Origin of the sequence: Cellulosimicrobium sp. KWT-B (assembly GCF_002127155.1) — a bacterium.
Lineage (GTDB): Bacteria > Actinomycetota > Actinomycetes > Actinomycetales > Cellulomonadaceae > Cellulosimicrobium > Cellulosimicrobium funkei.
The window spans coordinates 26,539-47,705 of record NZ_NEDO01000006.1; the positions used below are offsets into that span (position 1 = coordinate 26,539).

20 protein-coding genes are annotated in these 21,167 nt (G+C 74.3%); 9 read left to right on the forward strand and 11 right to left on the reverse strand.

All coding sequences use genetic code 11. The features are described from left to right. Positions 1–57 precede the first annotated feature (57 nt). Positions 58–1,107 carry a translation initiation factor IF-3 gene (gene infC, locus B9L22_RS17040; protein WP_086151272.1) on the reverse strand — a complete coding sequence of 350 codons (1,050 nt, stop codon included), beginning with the start codon at positions 1,105–1,107 and terminating at the stop codon, positions 58–60. 380 nt (positions 1,108–1,487) lie between these two features. On the opposite strand from infC, the gene B9L22_RS17045 reads away from it, so the two are divergent. From B9L22_RS17045 to B9L22_RS17070, 6 genes are all read left to right on the forward strand, one after another. After that, positions 1,488–1,952 carry a Fur family transcriptional regulator gene (locus tag B9L22_RS17045; RefSeq protein ID WP_081600341.1) on the forward strand — a complete coding sequence of 155 codons (465 nt, stop codon included), beginning with the start codon at positions 1,488–1,490 and terminating at the stop codon, positions 1,950–1,952. 113 nt (positions 1,953–2,065) lie between these two features. Further along, entirely contained in the window at positions 2,066–3,580 is a 1,515-nt protein-coding gene (locus B9L22_RS17050; RefSeq protein ID WP_043659858.1) for a catalase, read from the forward strand. A 153-nt stretch (positions 3,581–3,733) separates the two neighbouring features. After that, complete coding sequence (locus tag B9L22_RS17055) at positions 3,734–4,096, forward strand: DUF1844 domain-containing protein (protein WP_043659864.1); 363 nt, start codon at positions 3,734–3,736, stop codon at positions 4,094–4,096. Then, on the forward strand, positions 4,093–4,860 hold the full coding sequence (locus tag B9L22_RS20590; protein ID WP_233140211.1) for a hypothetical protein: 768 nt from the start codon (positions 4,093–4,095) through the stop codon (positions 4,858–4,860). The genes B9L22_RS17055 and B9L22_RS20590 overlap by 4 nt, the downstream gene beginning before the upstream one ends. Continuing rightward, positions 4,857–5,618 (forward strand): serine protease, encoded by a 762-nt coding sequence (locus tag B9L22_RS17065; protein WP_086151273.1) that lies wholly within the window; start codon positions 4,857–4,859, stop codon positions 5,616–5,618. The genes B9L22_RS20590 and B9L22_RS17065 overlap by 4 nt, the downstream gene beginning before the upstream one ends. 94 nt (positions 5,619–5,712) lie before the next feature. Next, the gene (locus B9L22_RS17070) at positions 5,713–6,237 is read left to right on the forward strand and encodes a hypothetical protein (RefSeq protein WP_086151274.1); all 525 of its coding nucleotides are present in this window, start codon (positions 5,713–5,715) and stop codon (positions 6,235–6,237) included. 72 nt (positions 6,238–6,309) lie between these two features. On the opposite strand, the gene B9L22_RS17075 is transcribed toward B9L22_RS17070, so the two are convergent. From B9L22_RS17075 to B9L22_RS17100, 6 genes are all read right to left on the reverse strand, one after another. Then, positions 6,310–7,056, reverse strand: a complete 747-nt coding sequence (locus tag B9L22_RS17075) for an SseB family protein (RefSeq protein ID WP_076406558.1) — start codon at positions 7,054–7,056, stop codon at positions 6,310–6,312. Then, on the reverse strand, positions 7,053–7,784 hold the full coding sequence (gene priA, locus B9L22_RS17080) for a bifunctional 1-(5-phosphoribosyl)-5-((5-phosphoribosylamino)methylideneamino)imidazole-4-carboxamide isomerase/phosphoribosylanthranilate isomerase PriA (protein ID WP_024840654.1): 732 nt from the start codon (positions 7,782–7,784) through the stop codon (positions 7,053–7,055). The genes B9L22_RS17075 and priA overlap by 4 nt, the downstream gene beginning before the upstream one ends. A gap of 81 nt (positions 7,785–7,865) precedes the next feature. Then, on the reverse strand, positions 7,866–8,540 hold the full coding sequence (gene hisH / locus B9L22_RS17085) for an imidazole glycerol phosphate synthase subunit HisH (protein WP_086151276.1): 675 nt from the start codon (positions 8,538–8,540) through the stop codon (positions 7,866–7,868). Further along, positions 8,537–9,049, reverse strand: coding sequence for a hypothetical protein (locus B9L22_RS17090; RefSeq protein ID WP_086151277.1), 513 nt, complete (start codon positions 9,047–9,049; stop codon positions 8,537–8,539). The genes hisH and B9L22_RS17090 overlap by 4 nt, the downstream gene beginning before the upstream one ends. Then, positions 9,046–9,645, reverse strand: coding sequence for an imidazoleglycerol-phosphate dehydratase HisB (gene hisB / locus B9L22_RS17095; protein ID WP_021482124.1), 600 nt, complete (start codon positions 9,643–9,645; stop codon positions 9,046–9,048). The genes B9L22_RS17090 and hisB overlap by 4 nt, the downstream gene beginning before the upstream one ends. Further along, on the reverse strand, positions 9,642–10,805 hold the full coding sequence (locus tag B9L22_RS17100; RefSeq protein WP_086151278.1) for a histidinol-phosphate transaminase: 1,164 nt from the start codon (positions 10,803–10,805) through the stop codon (positions 9,642–9,644). The genes hisB and B9L22_RS17100 overlap by 4 nt, the downstream gene beginning before the upstream one ends. Before the next feature lie 243 nt (positions 10,806–11,048). On the opposite strand from B9L22_RS17100, the gene adhP reads away from it, so the two are divergent. Beyond that, positions 11,049–12,071, forward strand: coding sequence for an alcohol dehydrogenase AdhP (adhP, locus tag B9L22_RS17105; RefSeq protein WP_086151376.1), 1,023 nt, complete (start codon positions 11,049–11,051; stop codon positions 12,069–12,071). 354 nt (positions 12,072–12,425) lie between these two features. Continuing rightward, the gene (locus tag B9L22_RS17110; RefSeq protein ID WP_086151377.1) at positions 12,426–14,693 is read left to right on the forward strand and encodes a RecQ family ATP-dependent DNA helicase; all 2,268 of its coding nucleotides are present in this window, start codon (positions 12,426–12,428) and stop codon (positions 14,691–14,693) included. A 27-nt stretch (positions 14,694–14,720) separates the two neighbouring features. On the opposite strand, the gene B9L22_RS17115 is transcribed toward B9L22_RS17110, so the two are convergent. Together B9L22_RS17115 and hisD are read right to left on the reverse strand one after the other, a co-directional pair. After that, positions 14,721–15,245, reverse strand: coding sequence for a GNAT family N-acetyltransferase (locus B9L22_RS17115; RefSeq protein ID WP_086151279.1), 525 nt, complete (start codon positions 15,243–15,245; stop codon positions 14,721–14,723). Next, positions 15,242–16,567 (reverse strand): histidinol dehydrogenase, encoded by a 1,326-nt coding sequence (gene hisD / locus B9L22_RS17120; protein ID WP_034652906.1) that lies wholly within the window; start codon positions 16,565–16,567, stop codon positions 15,242–15,244. Before hisD ends, B9L22_RS17115 begins: the two co-directional genes overlap by 4 nt. 136 nt (positions 16,568–16,703) lie before the next feature. Between hisD and B9L22_RS17125 the strand changes: the two genes are divergently transcribed. Continuing rightward, positions 16,704–16,940, forward strand: a complete 237-nt coding sequence (locus tag B9L22_RS17125; protein ID WP_034652908.1) for an RNA-binding S4 domain-containing protein — start codon at positions 16,704–16,706, stop codon at positions 16,938–16,940. A gap of 27 nt (positions 16,941–16,967) precedes the next feature. Here B9L22_RS17125 and B9L22_RS17130 read toward each other — a convergent pair whose 3' ends face one another. Beyond that, a complete protein-coding gene (locus tag B9L22_RS17130; protein ID WP_086151280.1) occupies positions 16,968–17,372 on the reverse strand; it encodes a pyridoxamine 5'-phosphate oxidase family protein in 405 nt (134 codons plus the stop codon). 180 nt (positions 17,373–17,552) lie between these two features. Next, positions 17,553–21,089 carry a DNA polymerase III subunit alpha gene (gene dnaE / locus B9L22_RS17135; RefSeq protein WP_021481777.1) on the reverse strand — a complete coding sequence of 1,179 codons (3,537 nt, stop codon included), beginning with the start codon at positions 21,087–21,089 and terminating at the stop codon, positions 17,553–17,555. Positions 21,090–21,167 lie beyond the last annotated feature (78 nt).

Here is a 21,167-nt window from a genome sequence, read left to right on the forward strand (position 1 = left end):
TTCGGGTCCGGGCCGGTGGGCCCGGACCCCGAGCAGGGTCCGTCCGTGGTGCCGGTGTCAGCCGGCCTTGCCGCGCGGCGTCGGCTTGGGTGCCGGCTTGGGCGCAGGGCGCGGGGCGCCCGGCTTCGGCGCGGCGGGCCGGGGTGCTGCGGGCTTCGCGCCGTCCGACGACGCGGGCGAGGCCGCGGGCGTCGGGCGCGGCGCCGCCGGCTTCGAGTCCGCGGCCGGTCGAGCCGCCGGACGCGGGGCAGGCGCCGACCGCGGAGCCGGAGCCGACCGCGGAGCCGGAGCCGACCGCGGGGCCGGAGCCGACCGCGGGGCCGGAGCGGAGCGCGGGGCCGGAGCGGCCTGCGCCGGAGCCTCGGCCGGGGCGGGCTCCTCGGCCGGGGCGGGGGCCGGGGCGGCAGCCTCGACCGCGTCCGTGGTCTCCGTCGCCTCGACCGCGTCGGTGGCCTCGACGGTCTGCGTCTCGACCGCCTCGGTCTCGTCGGTCACGTCCGCGTCGTCGCCCGAGCGCGCCGCGGCGCGCTGGGCGGACTTGGTGAGACGCGGCTCGGCCTCCTGCGCGCGCTTGCGCTGCTCGCTCTTGGCGTCGGCCTTCTTCTTCACCGGACCGAGCACCATGGTCATGTTGCGCCCGTCCTGCTTCGGCATGGACTCCACGAAGCCGAGCTCCGCGACGTCGTCCGCGAGGCGCTGGAGCAGGCGGACGCCCATCTCGGGGCGCGACTGCTCACGGCCGCGGAACATGATCATGACCTTGACCTTGTCGCCCGCCGCGAGGAAGCGCTCGACGTGGCCCTTCTTGGTGCCGTAGTCGTGCGGGTCGATCTTCAGGCGGAAACGGATCTCCTTGAGGACCGTGTTCGCCTGGTTGCGCCGCGCCTCACGCGCCTTCATGTCGGACTCGTACTTGAACTTGCCGAAGTCCATGAGCTTGGCGACGGGGGGCCGGGCGTCCGGGGCGACCTCGACGAGGTCGAGGTCCGCGTCCTGGGCAAGGCTCAGGGCAACCTCGGTGCGGACGACGCCGACCTGCTCCCCGCCGGGACCGATGAGTCGGACCTCGGGGACGCGGATCCGATCGTTGATGCGAGGCTCGCTGATGTGATGCTCCTAGGAAGTCGTCGGTAGACCGCCCGGACACGAAGAAGGCCTCCGTCCCTGGCGCAGGGCGGAGGCCATCAGGTCGGGACGTCACGCGAACGCGACGACCACGGCGGAACGGTCCCCGAGGGGCTCGCTCCGGACCAGGACCCGGCCTCTGTCGCGACGTGAGTCGGCGGTCGAAGCCCGGGTGGGATGTCATCCACTTGCGCACCCGCACGCCTTCCCCACCACCCGGAACCGGGCGGTGCGGACACGAACGGGTCGGTCAGCTGTCAAGGATAGCAGAGCAGCCGTGCAGGTCGAGCCGACCGCACGCGTGGAATCTGATCCGCTCCATCATTGGAACTCTTCCAGAATAGGGGGGTACAGTGGGAGCCATGACCACAGGAGCGACGTCGACCGCGGGCACCGGCCTCGAGGACGGGCCCCGCCGCGCACGCCACGAGAGCGAGCTGCGCGACCACGGCCTGCGCGTCACCGCTGCACGCCTCGCCGTGCTCGACGCCGTCGAGGTGCAGCAGCACGCGGACGCCGACGACGTGCTGCGCGCCGCGCGCACGGCGCTGGGCTCCGTCTCCGTCCAGGCGGTGTACGACGTCCTGCACACGCTCACCGACAAGGGGCTCGTGCGCCGCATCGAGCCGGCCGGGCACCCGGCCCGCTACGAGCGCCGGCTCGGTGACAACCACCACCACGTGGTGTGCCGGGGCTGCGGCGCCGTCGCCGACGTGGACTGCACCGTGGGCCACGCCCCGTGCCTCACCCCCAGCAGCACCGCCGGGTTCCGGATCGACACCGCCGAGGTGACGTTCTGGGGACTCTGCCCCGACTGCGCCGACTGACCCCGCACCACCCGCCCCGGGGCCTCGTGTACCCGGAGCGCGTCCGTTTCCTCACGGATGCACTGTTTGAGAACGCCACACGAGCCGTACCCGCGGCTCACGGAAGGAGACCCATGACTGCCCCCTTCACCACGACGAACGCCGGCGCGCCCGTCGCCTCGGACGCCCACTCGCAGTCCGTCGGCGCCGACGGCCCGATCGTCCTGCACGACCACTACCTCGTCGAGAAGCTCGCCCAGTTCAACCGCGAGCGCGTCCCGGAGCGCGTCGTGCACGCCAAGGGCGGCGGTGCGTTCGGCACGTTCACCGTGACCCAGGACGTCAGCGCGTACACCCGCGCGGCGCTGTTCCAGCCCGGCACGACGACCGAGATGCTCGCGCGCTTCTCCTCCGTGGCCGGCGAGCAGGGCTCGCCCGACACCTGGCGCGACCCCCGCGGCTTCGCGCTGAAGTTCTACACGACCGAGGGCAACTACGACCTCGTCGGCAACAACACGCCCGTGTTCTTCCTGCGCGACGGCATCAAGTTCCCCGACTTCATCCGGTCGCAGAAGCGTCTGCCGGGCTCGAACCTGCGCGACAACGACATGCAGTGGGACTTCTGGTCGCTCTCCCCCGAGTCGGCGCACCAGGTGACCTGGCTCATGGGCGACCGCGGCCTCCCGTCGAGCTGGCGCCACATGGACGGGTTCGGCTCGCACACCTACCAGTGGATCAACGCGGCGGGCGAGCGGTTCTGGGTCAAGTACCACTTCAAGACCCAGCAGGGCATCAAGAACCTCACGGCGGACGAGGCCTCGCAGCTCGCCGGGTCGGACTCGGACCACCACATCCGCGACCTGTACGAGCACATCGAGGGGGGCGACTTCCCGCGCTGGACGCTCTCGGTCCAGGTCATGCCGTACGAGGACGCCAAGACCTACCGGTTCAACCCGTTCGACCTCACGAAGGTGTGGCCGCACGCCGACTACCCGCTGATCGAGGTGGGCGTCATGGAGCTGAACCGCAACCCGGAGAACTACTTCGCGCAGATCGAGCAGGCGACGTTCGCGCCGAGCAACTTCGTGCCGGGCATCGCGACGAGCCCGGACAAGATGCTCCTCGCGCGCATCTTCTCCTACGCCGACGCCCACCGGTACCGCGTGGGCACGAACCACGCCCAGCTCCCGGTGAACGCGCCGCACGCCGCGGCCGAGGCCGGTCACTCGTACGCGAAGGACGGGTCGATGCGCTACTCGTTCTCGTCGGCGACCACGCCGGTGTACGCGCCGAACAGCCGGGGCGGCGCGCACGCCGACCCGACCCGCGCGGCGGAGTCCGCCGGCTGGGAGGCCGACGGCGAGCTGACGCGCAGCGCCGCGACGCTGCACCCGGAGGACGACGACTTCGGCCAGGCGGGCACGCTCTACCGCGAGGTCTTCGACGACGCCGCCCGCGCGCGCTTCCTCGAGACGATCACGGGCCACGTCGGCGCCGTGCGCAGCGAGGACATCCGCGAGCGCGCCGTGCAGTACTGGACGTACGTCGACGCGAACCTGGGTCGCGAGCTGCGTGCGGCCCTCGCCGCCGCGGACGCCCCGCTCGAGGGCGGCCAGCCCGGGACGGCCGCGGAGCCGGTCCGCGTCTGACCCCGTCGTGGCCGCCCTGCGGGGCGGTCGCACCCCGTCGGCCGTCGCCCCTCGCCGGGGGCGGCGGCCGACGTCGTCCCCGGCCCGGGGCGTCGGCCGTCCTTCCCGGGCACCGGGCCACCGCTCCCCCCGCCGGATGGAAAGATGGTCGCCATGAGTACCGAGAACGCCGCCGTGCCCGACCCCACCACCGACGCGGTGCGCGACATCGCCGACGTGGCCGCCGTGGAGGTCATCACGTCCGCGGCCGTCCACCTCATGAGCGCCGCCGCCGTCAAGTGCGGCCTCGCCGAGGACGCGCAGGAGCAGGGCCACCTCGACCTGGACGAGGCGCGCAAGCTCATCAACGCGCTCGCCGCGCTCGTGACGGCGAGCGCCCCCGACATCGGCAACCAGCACGCCCGCTCGCTCCGCGACGGGCTGCGCTCGCTCCAGCTGGCCTTCCGCGAGGCGTCGGTCTACCCGGACGCCCCGGGCGAGGGGCCGGGCGAGAAGTACACGGGCGCCGTGAGTTGAGCACGCCCCCGGTCCCGCCCCCGCACGGCGGTCCCGCGGGCCCGCCGCGCCCGCCGCGCCCGCCCGAGAGCGTGCCGCGGGGCACCCCGGCCGACGCGGTCCCGACGGCCCGACCGGGCGCCGTCGGGCCGCCGTCGTTCGCGCCCGCGGCGGCCGGCCCCGGGGGTGGCGCACCCGGGGCGGCGTCCGCCACGGCGACCGCGGCGGGCGACGGCGCGCCGGCGAGCGACGACGCCGCGGCGGCCCGGCCTCGACGGCGTCGCGGGGCCGTGGTCGCGATCGTCGTGCTCGCGCTGGCCCTCGCCGCGGCGCTGGGCGTCGGCGCGTACCTGTGGCTCACCACGACGCGCTGGCAGGAGACGAGCGCCGGGTGGGAGGCGCAGGCGCGCGGGCTCGGGCAGGACGTCGCGCAGCTGCGCACCGAGCTCGACGGCGCGAACGCGGAGCTCGAGTCCGCGCGCACCCAGCTCACCGCCGCCCAGGACCGCATCAGCGACCTCGCCAACGAGAAGGCCCAGCTGGGCGACGAGAACGAGGCGTCTCAGCAGTACCTGGACTACCAGAGCCGGGTCTCGGACGCCGCGGGCAAGGTCGCGGCCGCACTCGGGCAGTGCACGACGGCGCAGACGCAGCTCATCGGGTACCTCAACAACCGGGACGCCTACGACCCCGCCGACATCGACCGGTTCGCCGACCAGGTCGGGGTGCTCTGCCAGGAGGCCACCGACGCGAACGCCCAGCTCCAGCAGGAGCTCGCCGGATGACGCGCCGCCCGTCCCGGCGCGCGGCGGTGCGCGTCCTCGGCGCGCTGCTCGGGCTGTCGCTCGCAGGCGGCTCGCTCGGCGCGTGCGGCGTCCTGCCGGAGCTCCCCGAGCCGGTACCGGGCTCGGTCGTGCCGTCGCTCGTGGCGCCCGACGACCCGGCCGGCTCGGAGAACCTCTCCCCCGACGGGTTCGACGCCGTCCAGCGCATGGCCGTGCGCATCCGCAACGTCCGGTGCGACGGCTTGTCCACCGGGTCGGGGTTCGCCGTCGACTCCCGGACCCTCATCACCAACAAGCACGTGGTCGACTCGTCGCGCTCGCTCCAGCTCCTCACCTACGACGGGCGCGACATCGCCGCCCAGACGGCGAGCGTGGCCGGCCTGGCGGACCTCGCGATCGTCCGGACCGCGGAGGACCTCCCGTCCGCCCCGACCCTGGCCGCCGCCGACCCGGCGCCCGGCGACGCGGTGACGGTCGTCGGGTACCCCGAGGGCGGGCGGCTCACCGTGACGCAGGGGTCGGTCATCGGCACGACGACGGACCCGCTGCACGAGAACCTCGGCGAGGTGCTCGTCACCGACGCCCCCGTCGAGCCGGGCAGCTCCGGGTCCGCCGCGCTCAACGAGGCGGGTGAGGTGATCGGCGTGGTCTACGCGAAGACGTCGACGGAGAAGTCGCTCCTCGTGCCCGTGAGCACCCTCCAGACGATGCTCGGCGACGAGTCCGCGTTCACGGCCCTCCCGGAGTGCGACGCCTGACGCGTCCCGGTGTCCGCGCACCGACGACCTCGACGGCGAGGCGGTGCGCGCGGTTCCCGCGCGCACCGGGGGCCCCAGGTCTACCCTTCGTGCCATGAGCACACACGCGAGCTCGGACACGCCCCCCGTCGACCCGGCGCACATCACCCACGCGGCACGCGACACGCTCACCGTGCGTCGCGTCTTCGGGGAGTCGTACGAGCGGGACGGCACGCTCGTCATCCCCGTCGCGACCGTCTGGGGCGGCACGGGCTCGGGCTGGGGGTCCGGCACCGGCGAGCTCTCCGGCAAGGGCGCGGCGGACTGGCGGCGTCGCGTCGGTGCGGCGGCGCGCGGGGCGGACGCCGGTCCCGACGACGGCACCGCGGACGGCGGCTCGACGTCCGACCCGGGCTCCGGCAACGCCGGGGGCGAGGCGGGCGGCGAGGGCTCGGGCGGTGGCGGCGGGTTCGGGGTGCGCGTCGTCGCGAAGGGCGTCTACGTCGTCGACGACGCGGGCGTGCGCTGGCAGCCCGCCCTCGACCTCAACCGCGTGATCCTCGGCGGGCAGGCCCTGGGCGCGGTCGTGGCATTCTCGGCCGCGCTCGCGTGGGGCCTCAGCCGCCTGCGCCGGCGCTGAGCCCGGACGGGGCGTCCGGCCGACCCGTGCGGCCGACGCGCCCGCGCGGCCGGTCCAGGTCGACCGGTCTCCTCAGTCGGCCCGGCCGACGCGGAGCTCGAGCCCGTCGACGCGCTCGGACACCACGGCGTCCGTGGCGAGCGCGGCGTTGACCTGCCCGAGCACGGCGTCGAGACCGGCGCGGTCGAGACCGGCGTCGATGCGCAGGACCACCGCGACCTCGGCCCGGCGGCCCGGCTCGGCCCAGACGCGCGCGACGTGCGGCACGCCCGCGAGCGAGCCTTGCACGGCGGCGAGCACCTCCGGCACGACGACCCCGTCGACGACCGCGGGCGACCAGTCCTTGCCCTGCGCGAGCGCCCACACGGCCGGGCGCGGCACGAGCGCCGTGACCGGTCCTGCCGGGTCGAGCACGAGCAGCGACCAGTCCTCGCTCACGGCGGACAGCGCCGCGCGGCGCGCGTCCACCGGCACCGGCCGCGCGCTCGCGCGCCACGCCGCCATCGCCGCGACGGACGTGAACACGGGCAGCGCGCGGCGCCCGTCCGGCGCCTCGATGGCGACGACCCCGGCCGACGCCTCCTTGTCCACCGTGTGCCCGTGCTCGCCCTCGCCCGCGCTCTCGAGCTCGGCGAGGATCGGCACGAGCACGCGCGTCTCGCCGAGGCGCGCGACGACGTCGGACAGCGAGGCCGACCCCGCGGCGTAGGCGTCGAGGAGCCCCGCGAGCGCCGGGTCCGCCGACCCGTCGTCGCCCGCGAAGCCGGACGACGGCGGGAGCGCCTTGCCCGGGCCCGCGGGCTCGTGGTCGGTCGTCACGGCCGACCCGCGACGTCGAGCGCCTGCGGGAGCGTGAACGCGCCCGCGTAGAGGGCCTTGCCCACGATCGCGCCCTCGACGCCGGCCGGCACGAGCGAGCGCAGCGCCTCGAGGTCCTCGAGGCTGGAGATGCCGCCGGACGCGACGACGGGCGCCTCGGTGCGCGCCGCGACGTCGCGCAGCAGGTCGAGGTTCGGGCCGCGCAGCGTCCCGTCCTTCGTCACGTCGGTGACGACGTACCGCGCGCACCCGGCCGCCTCCAGGCGGTCGAGGACCTCCCAGAGGTCGCCGCCCTCCTGCGTCCACCCGCGCGCGGCGAGCGTGGTGCCGCGCACGTCGAGCCCGACCGCGATCGCGTCGCCGTGCTCCGCGATGACCTTCGCCGTCCACTCGGGGTTCTCGAGCGCCGCGGTGCCGAGGTTGACGCGGCGCGCGCCGGTGGCGAGCGCGCGCTCGAGCGACGCGTCGTCGCGGATCCCGCCGGAGAGCTCGACCTGGACGTCGAGGCGCGCGACGACGTCGGCGAGCAGCTCCGCGTTGGAGCCGCGGCCGAACGCGGCGTCGAGGTCCACGAGGTGGATCCACTCCGCGCCGCCGGACTGCCAGTCGAGCGCGGCGGCGAGCGGGTCGCCGTACGAGGTCTCGGAGCCCGCCTCGCCCTGGACGAGGCGGACGGCCTGGCCGTCGGCGACGTCGACGGCGGGGAGCAGCACGAGGCGGTCGGTCACGAGGGTCTCCATCGGTGTAGGCGGTGGCGCGTCGCTCGCGCCGGGTGGTGCGCGCCGGGCGTGTGCCGCGTGCGCAGACGGTCAGAGCGAGCGGACCCAGTTCTCCAGCAGGGTCGCGCCGGCGTCGCCCGACTTCTCGGGGTGGAACTGCGTCGCGGACAGCGGGCCGTTCTCGACGGCCGCGACGAAGCGGCCACCGTGCTCGGACCACGTGACGAGCGGTCGGCGGACGGGCGAGTCCGCCGGGAGGTCCTGGCCGGTCGTGAACGATCGGGCCGCGTAGGAGTGCACGAAGTAGAAGCGCTCGTGCTCGACCCCGCGGAACAGCACGCTGCCCTCGGGCACGTCGACGGTGTCCCAGCCCATGTGCGGCACGACGTCGGCCTCGAGACGGTCGACGAGGCCCGCCCACTCCCCGAGCCCGTCGGTGAGCGTCCCGTGCTCGTCGCCCTGCTCGAACATGACCTGCATGCCCACGCAGATCCCGAGGACGGGACGCCCGCCGGCGAGCCGCCGGCCGACGATCTCGTCGCCCCGCACGCCGCGCAGACCGGTCATGACCGCGGCGAACGCGCCGACGCCCGGGACGACGAGCCCGTCCGCGTCCTGCGCGCGCGCCCGGTCCGCCGTCAGCTCGACGTCCGCGCCGACGCGCTCGAGCGCGCGCACGGCCGAGCGGACGTTGCCGAACCCGTAGTCGAGCACGACGACGGACGGGCGGCGGGCGGTAGACGCCGCCGCGGTGGGCTCGGTCATGCGCCGTCCTTCCGTGCGCGCCGCGCCGCCGACGTGAGCAGGCGCATCGCCTTCCAGCGGGAGATCGACGAGCTCGCCACGACGCCGTCCTGGTCGGCGAGCGTCGTCGTGCCGGTGAGCAGGTCCTCGAGCGACTCGGGCGCACCGCCGAGCACGAGGCCCGGCGCGAGGGTGTCGCCCTGCACGCCGTCCGCCCAGCGCGTCATCGTGAGCTGCTCGCCGCTGCGCTCGACGAGCACGAGCGGCACGCCCTTGACGAGGGTCGTCAGGGCGGCGGCCGCGTGCGCGGGTGCGTCGCCCGCGGGGTCGCGCAGCACCGCCACGGCACCGACGTCGGTCGGGACGACGTCCGCCTCGACCTGCGCGAGCGAGCACGCCGCCGCGAGCGGCTCCGCGCCCGCGATCTGCGTGATGAGCGCGACGAGCTCGGGGACCGCCGAGGCCGTCAGCGACGAGAGGTCGTCGGGGATCTCGACGCCGTCCAGCGCGTCGTCGTCGTGCGTGCTCACAGGGCTCCCTTCGTGGACGGGACGCCCTCGACGCGCGGGTCCGGCGCGACGGCGGCGCGCAGCGCCCGGGCGAGCGCCTTGAACTGCGCCTCGACGATGTGGTGCGGGTCGCGGCCCGCGAGGACGCGCACGTGGATGCAGATGCCCGCGTGGTGCGCGATCGACTCGAGCACGTGCCGCGTGAGCGACCCCGTGAAGTGCCCGCCGATGAGGTGGTACTCCTGACCCTCCGGCTCGCCCGAGTGCACGAGGTACGGCCGCCCGGACACGTCGACGACGGCGAGCGCGAGGGCCTCGTCCAGCGGGACCGTCGCGTCGCCGAAGCGCCCGATGCCCACCTTGTCGCCGAGCGCGACGCGCAGCGCCTCGCCGATCGTGATCGCGACGTCCTCCACCGTGTGGTGCGCGTCGATGTGGGTGTCCCCCGTCGCGACGACCTTGAGGTCGATGAGCGAGTGCTTGCCCAGCGCCGTGAGCATGTGGTCGTAGAACGGGACGGTCGTCGAGATCTCGGTCCGTCCGGTCCCGTCGAGGTCGAGCTCGACGAGCACGCTCGACTCGGACGTCGCGCGCTCGATGCGCGCGGTGCGCTTCACAGTCCTGCCACCTCCACGAGGGCCTGACGGAAGGCCCTCATCTCGTCGCCGGTGCCGATCGACACCCGCAGCCAGCCGTCGGGACCAGTCTCCCGGATGAGCACGCCCCGCTCCAACAACGCCGCCCAGACCGCGTGCCGGTCCGCGAACGTGCCGAACAGGACGAAGTTGGCGTCGGACTCCGCGACCTCGACCGGACGACCGTCCGGGTGCCGCAGCGAGCGCAGCCACGCGACGGTCTCGTCGCGGCGCTCGCGCAGCGCGGAGACCTGCGCGAGCAGCTCGCCCGAGTGCGCGAGCGCCGCGCGCGCGACCGCCTGCGTCACGGCCGACAGGTGGTACGGCAGGCGCACGACGCGCAGCGCGTCGACGAGCTCGCGCGACGCCGCGAGGTACCCGACGCGGGCGCCCGCGAGCGCGAACGCCTTCGACATCGTGCGCGTCACCGCGAGGTTCGGGTAGCGCTCGAGCAGCTCGAGCGCCGACGGCGTCCCGGCGCGCCGGAACTCGCCGTACGCCTCGTCGACGACGACGACGGCGGGCGCCTCCTGCCCCCCGGGGAGCGGGACGCGCACCGCGAGCGCCGCCTCGCACACCGCCTCGACGGTCGCGGCGGGCAGCGCCGTGCCGGTCGGGTTGTTCGGGCTCGCGAGCAGGACGACGGACGGCTGCTCGCGCGCGATCACCTCGCGGGCGTGCTCCGGGTCGAGCGTGAAGTCGTCCGCGCGGCGCCCGACGACCCAGTCCGTGTGGGTGTCGCGCGCGTACTCCGGGTACATCGAGTACGTCGGCGCGAAGGAGACGGCCGTGCGCCCCGGGCCGCCGAAGGCCTGCAGCACGTGGAGCATGATCTCGTTCGAGCCGTTCGCCGCCCAGAGCTGGTCCGCGCCCAGCGCGACGCCCGCCTCCGTCCCGAGGTAGGCGGCGAGGTCGGTGCGCAGGCCGAGGAAGTCGCGGTCGGGGTACCGGTTCAGCCCCGTGGCGGCGTCGTGCACCGCGCGCGTGATGGTCGCGACGACGGCCTCGCTCGGCGCGTGCGGGTTCTCGTTGACGTTGAGCAGGACCGGGACGTCGAGCTGCGGCGCGCCGTACGGCTCGACGCCGGCGAGCTCGGGGCGCAGCGGGAGCAGAGGTCGTCCCGCGACGGGGGGTGGGGTCACCCCGACAGTCTACGAAGCGTGGGCGCCCGGCCGCCCGTGACGTCCGGCACGCGGGCACCCGGGACGACCGGCCTCGCCCACGAGAGGCGGAGGTCCCGACCTGGACGGACGTCGGTCGCCGGTCCGGCCGTCCGGGGCGCCAGAGCGGCGTCGCGCGCGTAGCGTCGAGAGGGAAGGGAGGACCGTCGGCAGGGTCCCCCCGGCCCTTCTCCCCGAGAAAACGAGGTGATCTCCGTGCCCGCCATGCGTGCCGCCGTCGTCCGCTCGTTCACCGACCCGCTGGTCGTCGAGGAGCTCGACGTCCCGTCGCCCGGGCCCCACGAGGCCCTGGTCAAGGTCGACTACACCGGCGTCTGCCACACGGACCTGCACGCCGCGCACGGCGACTGGCCGGTCAAGCCCGCTCCCCCGTTCGTGCCGGGCCACGAGGGCGTCGGCACGGTCGTCGCGGTCGGCGACCAGGTGACGCGCGTGCGCGTGGGCGACACGGTCGGCAACGCCTGGCTCTGGAGCGCGTGCGGCGAGTGCGAGTACTGCGAGACGGGGTGGGAGACCCTGTGCCCGAACCAGAAGAACGGCGGCTACTCGGTCGACGGCTCGTTCGGCCAGTACATGCTCGTCGACTCGAGGTACTGCCCGGTGATCCCCGACGGGGTCGACCTCTCCGCCGTCGGGCCGATCCTGTGCGCCGGCGTCACCGTCTACAAGGGGCTCAAGGTCACGGACACCCAGCCCGGCGAGTGGGTGCTGGTCTCCGGGATCGGCGGCCTCGGGCACATCGCGGTGCAGTACGCGGTCGCGATGGGCCGCCGCGTCGCCGCGGTGGACGTCGACGACGAGAAGCTCGCGCTCGCGCGCAAGCACGGCGCGGAGGTGACGGTGAACGCGGCGACGTCGCCCGACGCGGCGGCCGAGATCCGCGAGCGGACGGGCGGCGGCGTCCACGGCGCGCTCGTCACCGCCGTCAACGCGCACGCCTTCCCGCAGGCCGTGGGGGCGCTGCGCCGCGGTGGCACGGTCTCGCTCGTCGGCCTGCCGCCCGAGAAGTTCCCGCTAGACATCTTCACGACCGTCCTCTTCGGCCTGACCGTGCGCGGGTCGATCGTCGGGACGCGCAAGGACATGGCGGAGGCGCTCGACTTCTTCGCGCGCGGCAAGATCACCCCGACGTACACCGTGCGTCCGCTCGACGACATCAACGCGATCTTCGCCGAGATGGAGGAGGGCCGGATCGACGGGCGCGTCGTCATGGACATGCGCTCCTGACGTCGCGCCGCTGCCGCTCGCGTCGTCCCGGCCCGTGACCCCCGACCGGGTCGCGGGCCGGGGCTGTGCACGACGGCCCGAGGGTCGGCGGGTGCGCCTACGATCGTGCGGGTGAGCCCCACCGACCCGTACGCCGACCTGCCCTTCGACCCGGCCGACGAGCCGCCGCTCGACGAGCCGGCCGACCCCTTCGGCGACCCGTGGGCGGGGGCGGCGCCGCAGGTACCGGCGACCGTGGCTCCCGCCGCGCGCACGGCCGGCGGCGAGGTCCCGGGCGCGGGCGCTCGGGGCGGCGACCCCACGCCCGTCCCGGCGGCCGACGGCGGCGAGGCCGCCAAGCGCGCCAAGCTCGCCATGCTGCGCGGCCTCCTCGACGGGCAGTCGCTGCGCGAGGACGCCGAGACCGCGCTGCGCGCCCTCGTGGGGCGCGACGACGCGACGCTGCGCGAGGACCAGTGGCGCGCGATCGAGGCGCTCGTGGCGTTCCGCCGTCGTGCGCTCGTCGTGCAGCGCACCGGGTGGGGCAAGTCGGCCGTGTACTTCGTGGCGACCCGGCTGCTGCGCGACCGCGGCGCCGGCCCGACGGTGATCGTGTCCCCGCTCCTCGCGCTCATGCGCGACCAGATCTCGGCCGCCGCGCGCGCCGGGATCAAGGCGGTGACGATCAACTCCGCGAACGTCACCGAGTGGGACGACGTCCACCGCGCGATCGCGGACGGCGAGGTCGACGTGCTCCTGTGCTCGCCGGAGCGGCTCAACAACCCCGGCTTCCGCGACGAGGTCCTCCCCCGGCTCGCGGCGGACGCCGGCCTCGTCGTCATCGACGAGGCGCACTGCATCTCGGACTGGGGCCATGACTTCCGGCCGGACTACCGGCGCATCCGCACCCTGCTCGCCGACCTGCCGCCCGGCATCCCGGTGCTCGCGACGACCGCGACGGCGAACGAGCGCGTGACCGCCGACGTCGCGGAGCAGCTCGGCGTCACCGCGGCGCACGCCGCGGGCGGGGCGGCCGGCGACGTCGCGGGCGGAGCGGCCCACGAGGACGTCCTGGTCCTGCGCGGCGGCCTCGACCGCGAGTCTCTGCACCTCGCCGTGCTGCGCCTGCCCGACCAGCCGACGCGCGTCGCGTGGCTCGTCGAGGCGCTCCAGGACGTCGACGGCTCGGGGATCGTGTACTGCCTCACCGTCTCCGCCGCCGAGCAGGTCGCGAGCCAGCTCCGCGCCGCCGGTCTCGCCGTGGCGTCGTACACGGGCCAGACGGACCCCGCCGAGCGCGAGCGGCTCGAGGAGGACCTCAAGGAGAACCGCGTCAAGGCGCTCGTCGCGACCTCCGCGCTCGGGATGGGCTTCGACAAGCCGGACCTGGCCTTCGTCGTCCACCTCGGGGCGCCGAGCTCGCCGATCGCGTACTACCAGCAGGTCGGGCGCGCGGGCCGTGGCGTGGACTCGGCCGTCGTGGTGCTCCTGCCGGGCGAGGAGGACCGCCGCATCTGGGAGTGGTTCGCGTCCACCGCGTTCCCGCCGCAGGACCAGGTGCGCGCGACCCTCGACGCCCTCGGCGCGGGCGGCACGCAGTCCGTCGCGCAGCTCGAGACGCAGGTCGACCTCAAGCGGTCACGCCTCGAGGGCATGCTCAAGGTGCTCGACGTCGACGGCGCGGTCCGGCGCGTCAAGGGCGGCTGGGAGGCCACGGGCGAGCCCTGGACGTACGACGCCGAGCGCTACGCACGCGTCGACGCCACGCGCTCGGCCGAGCAGCAGGCGATGCTCGACTACGAGGCCACCGACGGGTGCCGCATGGCGTTCCTGCGCGCCGCGCTCGACGACCCGGAGCTCGAGGACGGGTGGCGGTGCGGCCGCTGCGACACGTGCGGCGGCGTGACGCTGCCCGCGCTCCCCGACGCGGAGGCCGTCGCCGCCGCGCGCGCCGACATGGACCGCCCCGGCGTCGAGGTCGTGGCCCGTCGGCAGTGGCCGAGCGGCATGGACCGCCTGGGGCTCGACCTGCGCGGGCGCCTGGGTGCGGACGAGCTCGCGGAGACCGGGCGCGCGGTCGCGCGCCTCGACGGGCTCGGCTGGTCCGCGCCGCTGCGTGAGCTCTTCGCGGTCACGACGCCCGACGGCGACACCCCCGTCGCGCTCCGGCGCGCCGCCGCGCGCGTCCTCGACGACTGGGCGGAGCTCTACGAGTCCGCCCCGCAGCCGGACCCGGAGACCGGGGCCGACGACGACACCCGTGACGGCACGGCCCCGGCCGAGCGGCGGCTCCTCGTGGACGGCGTCGTCGCGGTCCGCTCCGCGACGCGTCCGCGGCTCACGTTCCACCTGGCGAACGGGCTCGCGAGCTACCTCGGCAAGCCGCTCATCGGCGCGGTCGGGCCGGTCCCGGGCCGCGAGGAGCCGGGCCGGCACGACGTGAACTCCGCGACGCGCCTCGCGGGCGTCGCGGGCCGCCTCCAGCTCGAGCTGTCGGACGCCGCGCGCGCGGGTCTCGCCGGTCGCCGCGTGCTGCTCGTCGACGACTACACCGAGTCGGGGTGGACGCTCACCGTCGCGGCGCGCCTGCTGCGCCGCGCCGGGGCGGCGGCGGTGCACCCGTTCGTGCTCGGGGTGCGCTGACGCGGACGCGCCAGACACCGGGCCGCGTCACCAGCGCAGGCGCAGCTCGGTGTACGTCGTGTCCACGAAGCCGAACGAGCGGTAGAGGGGCTCGCCCTCCGGCGTCGCGTGCAGGGACACGGAGTCCGCGCCCGCCGTGCGGGCCCAGTCGAGGGCCGCTCCGACGCACGCACGCCCGAACCCCCGGCCGCGGTCGGCCGGGTGCGTGCAGACGTTCGACAGGTGCGCCGTCGTGCCGCGTGGGTTGCGCGCCGACGGCGCGGAGCGGTGCAGCTCGACGAGCGCGCACGCCGCGAGGCGTCCCGGTGCGTCGACGACGAACGCGACGACGTCGGGAGTCCCCAGACCCGCGGCGAACCACGCGCGCGCCCGGCCCTGCCACGTCGGGTCCTCCGCGTCGGGCTCGCCCATCGCGCGCATGAGGTGCACGCGCAACGACACGAGGTCGGCCGCGTCGCGCGGGACGGCACGCCGCACCCGCACGACGGCGTCCCGCGCGGAGACCCCGTGCAGGCCGCCGTCGTGCGGCACGCCGGACCGACCGGCGGTCACAGGAACCGCGCCCGCACCGCCTCGCCGTGCGCCGGGAGGTCCTCGTCGTTCGCCACGGCGACGATCCGGTCCGCGAGGTCCTCGAGGGCGTCGCGGTCGTACTCGACCACCTGGACGGCCTTGACGTAGCTGTGCACGCCGAGCCCGCTGGAGAAGTGCGCGCAGCCGCCCGTCGGCAGGACGTGGTTCGAGCCGGCCATGTAGTCGCCGAGCGAGACCGGCGACCAGGGCCCGACGAAGATCGCCCCCGCGCTCGTGACGCGCTCGGCGAGCTCGGCCGCCCCCGCGGCCTGGATCTCCAGGTGCTCCGCGCCGTAGGCGTCCACCACCTGCAGCCCGTGCTCGAGGTCGTCGACGAGCACGATCGCGGACTGCGGGCCCGCGAGCGACTGCGCGACGCGCTGCGCGTGCTTCGTCGCGGTCACGAGGTCCGCGAGGCGCGCCTCGACCGCGGCGGCGAGCTCGACCGACGGGGTGACGAGCACCGCGGCGGCCAGCGGGTCGTGCTCCGCCTGGCTGATGAGGTCGGCCGCGACGTGCCCCGGGTCCGCCGAGGCGTCGGCGAGGACCGCGATCTCGGTGGGGCCCGCCTCCGCGTCGATGCCCACGACGCCTCGCACGAGCCGCTTGGCCGCCGCGACGAAGACGTTGCCGGGGCCGGTCACCACGTCGACCGGCTCGCACAGCACGTCGCCGTCCTGCGGCTCGCTGCCGGCCGCGCCGTACGCGAACATCGCGACCGCCTGCGCCCCGCCGACGGCGTACACCTCGTCGACGCCGAGCAGCGCGCACGCCGCGAGGATCGTCGGGTGCGGCAGGCCGCCGCTGTCCCGCTGCGGCGGCGACGCGACGGCGAGGCTCGGCACGCCCGCCTCCTGCGCCGCGACGACGTTCATCACGACGGACGACGGGTAGACGGCCAGGCCACCGGGCGCGTAGAGCCCGACGCGGCGCACGGGCACCCACCGCTGGCGGACCTGGGCGCCCGGCGCGACCTGGACCGTGAAGTCCTGCGGGCGCTGCGCCGCGTGCACGAGCCGGACCCGGCGGATCGACTCCTCGAGCCCTGCCCGGACCTGCGGGTCGAGCGCCGCGAGCGCCGCGGCGATCTCGTCGGCCGGGACCCGCAGGTGCTCCGGCCGCACGCCGTCGAAGCGCTCGGCGTACTCGCGCAGGGCCTCGGCCCCGCGCGTCCGCACCGCCTCGAGGATCGGCGCGACCCGATGCGCCGCGTCCTCCACGCCGACCTCTGCGCGCGGCAGGGCCTCGGCGAGCTCGCGTGCGGACAGGGAACGCCCTCGGAGATCGATGCGGGAGATCATGCGACGAGTCTAGGAGCCCGGGAGGTCCGCGACGAGCGCGTTTCGCCCACCGGTCGTCCTGGCGGCCGCCCTGCGCCGGCGCGTACTCGTCGGGAGTCGTGTCGTCGCGGCACGCGGCGCCGGGGAGAATGGCGTCATGAACGCCTCCGACGACGCCCGCCCGGTCGAGATCTCCGACGACGTCATCCGCCTCGGCCAGTTCCTCAAGCTCGCCGGGCTCGCCGAGTCCGGCGCGGAGGCGCGCGAGCTCGTCACCGAGGGCGAGGTGCGCGTGAACGGCGAGGTGGACACGCGCCGGGGACGCCAGCTGCACCGGGGCGACGTCGTCACGGTGGACCGGCCGCAGGGCGGGGAGAGCGCGACCGTCGCCTGAGCGGCGGGTACGACTCGTCGGGCACGGTCAGGCCATGTACGTCGAGGCCATCACCTTGTCCGGCGTGAGGCGCAGCACCACGCGCTCCGGCTTGGGCGTCAGCGGGCGGTAGCGGCGGGCGTAGCGCGCGACGGCGTCCGCCACCTCCTCCGCGTCCTCGACGACCTCGATCGTCCCCTCGAGCGTGAGCCACCGCCCGCCGTCGACCTGGCACACCGCGGCGCGCGGGTGCGCCCCGTCCTGCCCGGTCCGGCGGGCGTTGCGCGCCTTCACCGACCCACGGTTCGTCGTGATCCGCACGACACCCGCGTCCGGGTCCCAGGTGAACGCCACCGGGACGACGTGCGGGCTCCCGTCCTCGCGCAGGGTCGTGAGCGTAGCCAGGTGCCGCTCGGTGACGAAGACGCGCTGCTCGGGGTTGAGTCGGATCACGCTCGCGAGTCTAGGCGCGGCCCGCCCGGCACCGGCCGGAGCCGTCTCGTGCCGGTGGTCACACGCCGCCGACGAGCCGCCGTGGGTGCGCCGCAGCGTGGGCAGGACGGCACCGCCCGGGCGGTGGCACCGTCTGCACGGCGGGACCGTGCGCAGTGCCGGACCGGGGGCGTCGGCGTGTCAGAGCAGGCAGGACGGCCCGAGCAGCGCCTTGAGGTCGCCGAACAGCGCCGGCGACTTCTCGACCCGCAACCCGTCGCCCGCGCGGACGACCGTGGTCTTGCCGGGCTCGAGGACCTGGACGTGCACCTCGGCCGAGCCGGGGTGCGTCGCGAGGACCTCGCGCAGGCGCAGGATGATCGGCTCGACGCAGCGCGTGTGCGAGACCTTCACGGCGAGCGGCGACTCCGCGCCCACGGTGATGTCCGGGAGCGAGACCTCCATCGCCTGGAGCTGCATCGTGTCGTCGCGCCGACGCACGCGCCCGCGCAGGACCACGACCTGGTCCTCGGCGAGGACCGTCGAGTACGCGAGGTACGTCTCGCCGAAGAACATGACCTCGACGGCGCCCTCGAGGTCCTCGATGGTCACCGCGGCCCACGGGTTGCCGTTCTTGCTCATCTTGCGCTGGAGCGACGTCACGAGGCCGGCGATCGTCACGGTGGAGCCGTCGGGCCGGCCCTCGTCGGCGAGGAGGTTCGCGATCCCGGTGTCCGCCGCACGCGTCAGCACGTGCTCGAGCCCGGACAGCGGGTGGTCGGACACGTACAGGCCGAGCATCTCGCGCTCGAACGCGAGGCGCTGCTTCTTGTCCCAGTCCGGGAGGTCGGGCACGTCGACGGAGAACGACATGCCGTCCTCGGCGTCGGCGCCCCCGAAGTCGGCGAAGAGGTCGAACTGGCCCTCCGCCTCCTTGCGCTTGACGCTGATGACCGAGTCGACGGCCTGCTCGTGCACGACGAGCAGGGCGCGCCGCGCGTGGCCGAGCGAGTCGAACGCGCCTGCCTTGATCAGCGACTCGATGGTGCGCTTGTTGCACACCACGGCCGGCACCTTGTCGAGGAAGTCGGTGAACGACGTGAACGCGCCCTTCTCCTCGCGCGTGCGGATGATCGCGTCGACGACGTTCGCGCCGACGTTGCGCACGCCCGTGAGACCGAAGCGGATGTCGCCGCCCACCGCGGTGAACTTCGCCGCCGAGTCGTTCACGTCCGGCGGGAGCACGGTGATGTGCATGCGGCGGCACTCGTTGAGGTAGAGGGCCAGCTTGTCCTTGTCGTCGCGCACGCTCTGCAGGAGCGCCGCCATGTACTCCGTCGGGTAGTTCGCCTTGAGGAACGCCGTCCAGTACGCCACGAGGCCGTACCCGGCGGAGTGCGCCTTGTTGAAGGCGTAGCCCGCGAACGGGACCAGCGTGTCCCAGACCGCCTGGATCGCGGCGTCGGAGTACCCGCGCTCCCGGCAGCCCGCCTGGAACGGCACGAACTCCTTGTCGAGGATCTCCTTCTTCTTCTTGCCCATAGCGCGCCGCAGCAGGTCTGCCTGTCCGAGCGAGTACCCGGCGAGGATCTGCGCGGCCCTCTGGACCTGCTCCTGGTAGACGATGAGGCCGTAGGTCTCGTCGAGGATCTCCGCGAGGGGCTGCTCGAGCTCCGGGTGGATGGGCTCGATCTTCTGCAGCCCGTTCTTGCGCAGCGCGTAGTTCGTGTGCGAGTTCATGCCCATCGGGCCCGGGCGGTACAGCGCGATGACGGCCGAGAGGTCGTCGAACTTGTCCGGCTTCATCTGGCGCAGGAGCGCGCGCATGGGGCCGCCGTCGAGCTGGAACACGCCGAGCGTGTCACCGCGCGCGAGCAGCTCGTACGACGCCTTGTCGTCGAGCGTGAGCGACTCGATCTCGATCGGCTCCTTGCCGTTCATCTCGATGTTCTCGAGCGCGTCGTCGAGGATCGTGAGGTTCCGCAGCCCGAGGAAGTCCATCTTGATGAGGCCGAGGCCCTCGGACGTCGGGTAGTCGAACTGCGTGATGACCGCGCCGTCCTGAGGACGGCGCATGATCGGGATGATGTCGATGAGCGGGTCGCTCGACATGATGACGCCCGCCGCGTGCACGCCCCACTGCCGCTTCAGACCCTCGATACCCCTCGCGAGCTCGACGACGCGCTGCGCCTCCGGGTCGGTGTCGTGGAGCTGGCGGAACTCCGCCGCCTCGGAGTACCGCTCGTGCTTGGGGTCGAAGATCCCCGACAGGGGGATGTCCTTGCCCATGACCGCCGGCGGCATCGCCTTGGTGAGCTTCTCCCCCATCGCGAAGGGGAAGCCGAGGAGCCGCGCCGAGTCCTTGAGCGCCTGCTTGGCCTTGATGGTGCCGTAGGTGACGATCTGGGCGACGCGGTCGTCGCCGTACTTCTCCGTGACGTACCGGATGACCTCCCCGCGCCGACGCTCGTCGAAGTCGACGTCGACGTCGGGCATGGAGACGCGCTCGGGGTTGAGGAACCGCTCGAAGATCAGCCCGTGCTCCAGCGGGTCGAGCTCAGTGATGCCCATGAGGTAGGAGGCCATGGAGCCCGCCGCCGAGCCACGGCCCGGTCCGACGCGGATGCCCTGGTCCTTGGCCCAGTTGATGAAGTCGGCGACCACGAGGAAGTACCCCGGGAAGCCCATCTGGATGATGACCTCGGTCTCGTACTGCGCCTGCTTGCGCGCCGCGTCCGGGATGCCGTTCGGGTACCGGCGGTGCAGCCCGCGCTCCACCTCCTTGACGAACCAGCTCGTCTCGTCCTCGCCCTCGGGGACGGGGAACCGCGGCATGTAGTTCGCCTTCGTGTTGAACGACACCTCGCACTGCTCGGCGATGAGCAGCGTGTTGTCGCACGCCTCGGGGAGCTCCGCGAAGACCCGGCGCATCTCGGCCGCCGACTTCACGTAGTAGCCGGTGCCGTCGAACTTGAACCGGTCCGGGTCGTCGAGCGTCGAGCCGGAGTTGATCGCGAGCAACGCCTCCTGGCTGGAGGCGTCCTCCTCGCGCACGTAGTGGAGGTCGTTCGTCGCGACGAGGCGCGCGCCGATGGTCTCCGCGAGGCGCAGGAGGTCCTTCGTGACCCGCGTCTCGATGTCGATCCCGTGGTCCATGAGCTCGACGAAGAAGTTCTCGCGGCCGAAGATGTCCTGGAGCTCGCCCGCCGTCCGCACCGCCTCGTCCCACTGGCCGAGGCGCAGGCGCGTCTGGATCTCGCCCGACGGGCACCCGCTCGTCGCGACGAGGCCCTTGCCGTAGCGCTGGAGGAGGTCGCGGTCCATGCGCGGCCACTTGCCCATCTGCCCCTCGAGCGACGCGAGCGACGACGCCCGGAACAGGTTGTGCAGACCCTCGTTGTCCTTCGCGAGCAGCGTCATGTGCGTGTACGCACCGCGCGCCGAGACGTCGTCGGACTCCTGCCCCTGCTGCCCGAACCGCACGCGCGTCTGGTCGAACCGGCTCGTGCCCGGCGTGACGTACGCCTCGACGCCGATGATCGGCTTGATGCCCTTCGCCTGCGCCCGCGACCAGAACTCGAACGCCCCGAACACGTAGCCGTGGTCCGTCGTCGCGATGGCCTTCTGCCCCAGGCGCTCGACCTCGTCGAACAGGTCCCCGATCCGGGCCGCGCCGTCCAGCATCGAGTACTCGGTGTGGACGTGGAGGTGGACGAAGTCCTCAGTCGCGGTTGGCATGCACCGATCTTAGGCGTGCACCACCGACACTCCCGCGAGGTCGCGGCGGGTCGTGCGGCACGTCACGCGGACGACCCG

Coding starts and splice junctions, on each gene's coding strand:
- adhP (WP_086151376.1), top strand. CDS start 11,049: ATGCGTGCCGCCGTCGTCCGCTCGTTCACCGACCCGCTGGTCGTCGAG.
- hisD (WP_034652906.1), bottom strand. CDS start 16,567: ATGATCTCCCGCATCGATCTCCGAGGGCGTTCCCTGTCCGCACGCGAG.
- B9L22_RS17065 (WP_086151273.1), top strand. CDS start 4,857: ATGACGCGCCGCCCGTCCCGGCGCGCGGCGGTGCGCGTCCTCGGCGCG.
- dnaE (WP_021481777.1), bottom strand. CDS start 21,089: ATGCCAACCGCGACTGAGGACTTCGTCCACCTCCACGTCCACACCGAG.
- B9L22_RS17070 (WP_086151274.1), top strand. CDS start 5,713: ATGAGCACACACGCGAGCTCGGACACGCCCCCCGTCGACCCGGCGCAC.
- B9L22_RS17045 (WP_081600341.1), top strand. CDS start 1,488: ATGACCACAGGAGCGACGTCGACCGCGGGCACCGGCCTCGAGGACGGG.
- B9L22_RS17050 (WP_043659858.1), top strand. CDS start 2,066: ATGACTGCCCCCTTCACCACGACGAACGCCGGCGCGCCCGTCGCCTCG.
- B9L22_RS17110 (WP_086151377.1), top strand. CDS start 12,426: ATGCTGCGCGGCCTCCTCGACGGGCAGTCGCTGCGCGAGGACGCCGAG.
- B9L22_RS17125 (WP_034652908.1), top strand. CDS start 16,704: ATGAACGCCTCCGACGACGCCCGCCCGGTCGAGATCTCCGACGACGTC.
- hisH (WP_086151276.1), bottom strand. CDS start 8,540: ATGACCGAGCCCACCGCGGCGGCGTCTACCGCCCGCCGCCCGTCCGTC.
- B9L22_RS17055 (WP_043659864.1), top strand. CDS start 3,734: ATGAGTACCGAGAACGCCGCCGTGCCCGACCCCACCACCGACGCGGTG.